General features: G+C 46.3%; 1 protein-coding gene. It reads right to left on the bottom strand.

The window, feature by feature from the left end; translation table 11 throughout:
* Positions 1-22: 22 nt before the first annotated feature.
* Positions 23-1,228, bottom strand: a complete 1,206-nt coding sequence (locus DUE52_RS31980; RefSeq protein ID WP_114410212.1) for an IS4 family transposase — start codon at positions 1,226-1,228, stop codon at positions 23-25.
* Between the last annotated feature and the right edge of the window lie 84 nt (positions 1,229-1,312).

The raw sequence follows: 1,312 nt of genomic DNA, 5'->3' as shown, positions 1-1,312 counted from the left end.
CAGTACTGTACGAAGGATTGGTTTAACTCCTTCGGGCTTGGTGTGCTAAGTATTTTCTGAGTAGCTCAACGCCGTTGGGTAAGTCGAGGACTTCCAGAATGACGTTGGCTTGTAGTTCTTTGAAAAACTGGATTTTCGCTTTCTTGTAGGATTGAATGGCATTGCCTTTTTTGTAAACCAGAATTAGCATGGCCGCAATGAGGGTGCAGTAAAGCATGACCTGAATGGCATTTTGATGGTGGCTCACAAAATGCGTCAGATTCATCTCTTGTTTCATGAACCGGAAAAACGTCTCGATTTGCCAGCGTTGCCGATAAATATAGGCAATCAAATACGCTGATAAATCCAGCACATTAGTCAGAAACAATAACTGTTGACCACTGGTTTTGACTTTTGCCCTGATGAGTCGGAACTCTTGCTGGACAAGCTTTTTGCCGTCGCTGTAGAGCATGACAATCTCGTCACTAAGTACTTGTAAATCATTGTGTTCAATGACTGGCAGGGGCTGATGGGCTCGCAGCACCTGATAACAGGCCTGCTCGTTGAGCCGGGTCACAAATTGTGTGTTCTTCCGGGCAAAATCCTGAAAGGTTTGCCGGGATTTGAGACCCCGATCGAAGACAATCAGATCATTTTTAGCATGTTGTGCCTGTTGAATGATCTCTCTCAGAGAGGTCTCTTCCGACAAGTGAGGCTGGTCATCAAAGAATTTCATGCGAACGCAAAAGTCATTCTCCAGTTCTGTAGTCAGCTTCACCTGTCGTTTGTTGTTGCTGCTGTTGCCGACTTTCATGCCGGTGGTCAGGTGACCAAAGACCTGGATCATTGTCGAGTCGTAGCGCTTGAGATTATATCTGGCCAGTGTGGGCTGGTCGTAGTGTTGACTCACCAACTGGTAGACGCGTTGATAGATGCGCTCAAAATAGGTGACATTGACCTGCGTGAGCCGGTCACGAATGCTGCTATGGGCGGTTTGGGCATCCACGGCCAGGTTTTCAACGGCTTTGAACAAGGCCGAGGAGTAGGACTCCTGCAGGCTGCGCAAACTGACGCGGTCACTTTCTAATAAACTGTAAATGAGAAGACTAAATACGGTCTTGGTTTGCAGTTTGATGACCCACTTGTCGGCTCCCAGTTCATCCGACAAGGCTTGTAGGTAATCTTGTCCGATCAAGTCCAGCAAGTCCGAAGCTAAAACCGACTGACTCTGAATAATTGGTTTATCCATCGCTTTTGAAAATCCAGTAGATCAAAGAACAACAAACTTTTAACTTTTTATCCCGTAAGGCCAAATCCTTCGTACAGTACTGAT

The sequence above is a fragment of the Larkinella punicea genome (assembly GCF_003334855.1).
Taxonomy (GTDB): Bacteria; Bacteroidota; Bacteroidia; order Cytophagales; family Spirosomataceae; genus Larkinella; species Larkinella punicea.
The sequence above is the reverse complement of the archived record's forward strand: the minus strand, read 5'-3'. Positions and strand labels throughout refer to the sequence as shown.